The sequence below is a fragment of the Streptomyces sp. NPDC032161 genome, from assembly GCF_040636995.1.
GTDB lineage: Bacteria > Actinomycetota > Actinomycetes > Streptomycetales > Streptomycetaceae > Streptomyces.
This window is the reverse complement of the sequence record NZ_JBEZVN010000127.1, coordinates 1-1,169: the sequence shown is the minus strand read 5'-3', so window position 1 is coordinate 1,169 and position 1,169 is coordinate 1. Positions and strand designations below refer to the sequence as shown.

Sequence of the window (1,169 nt, the reverse complement as noted above, 5' to 3'; positions counted from 1 at the left end):
CTGGATGCGCTGCCGTTGAGTGTGAATGGCAAGGTGGACCGCAGGGCGCTTCCCGCTCCGGAGGTGGAGGCGGGGGAGGAGTACGTCGCGCCGCGCACTGATGCGGAGAGGATCCTGGCGGGTGTGTGGGCGGATGTGCTCGGTGTCGAACGGGTCGGTGTCCACGACAATTTCTTCAGTCTCGGTGGCGACTCCATCGCCAGCCTCCAAGTCGTCTCCCGCGCCCGTCGAGCCGGGATCACCCTGACTTCGCGGGACGTCTTCCAGCGGCAGAACGTCGCCGACCTCGCCGCGGTCTGTTCCACGTCCTCCGCCGTCGACCCGTCCGACGCGGCGGCCGACAGGGGCCGGCCGGCCGTCTCCGGGCCGGTCGGAGCGACCCCGATCCGCGAGTGGTTCTTCGCACACCACCCGTCGGCCCCGCACCACTTCGCCATGTCGATGGCGTTCGAGTCGGCGGGCGACGTCGACGTGCCCGCGCTGCGGACCGCCGTGGCGGCGCTCGTCGCACAGCACGACGGACTGCGTTCCACGTTCCACCGTGCCCCCGGCGCCGACGCATGGACCGCGGTCATCGCTCCCGTCGCCGATGTCGTCGTGGACTCCGTCCTCACCGTCCACCCCGGCGACACCGACACCTGGCGTGCCCAGGTCGCCGCCGCGCAGGCGGGGATGGACCTCTCCTCGGGGCCGCTGTTCCGCGTCGTCGTGGGCGACCGGGGCCCGGACCGCCCCGCGCTCCTCGGCATCGTGGCCCACCACCTCCTCGTCGACGGCGTCTCCTGGCGCATCCTCCTGGAGGACCTGGAGGCGGCGTACGCTCAGGCCCGCGCCGGGGACTCGGTGCGCCTCGACGCACGGACCTCGTCCGTGCGGGAGTGGGCCGACCGGCTCGCCCGGCACACCGCGGACGGCGGGTTCGACGACCAGGTCGCCTACTGGCACGAGGCTGCTGCCCGGGATGCCGTCGCTCTTCCCGTCGACTTCCCCGACGGACGCAACACGATGGCGGTCCAGTCCACCGTGGAGGTGACCCTCGACCCGGAGACGACGGCGGCGCTGCTCCACCAGGTGCCGCCCGTCTACCGGACCAGGATCGACGATGTCCTGCTGACCTGTCTGGCGCGGGTGCTGCGTGCGTGGACGGGTCGGGAGCGGACGGCGGTGGA

The 1,169-nt window shown here is 72.5% G+C and carries 1 protein-coding gene; it reads left to right on the top strand.

Features of this window, described 5'->3' with window-relative positions; all coding sequences use genetic code 11:
• Positions 1–21: 21 nt before the first annotated feature.
• A partial coding sequence (locus tag AB0E67_RS36515) for a condensation domain-containing protein (RefSeq protein ID WP_362035173.1) occupies positions 22–1,169 on the top strand: 1,148 nt, incomplete at its 3' end.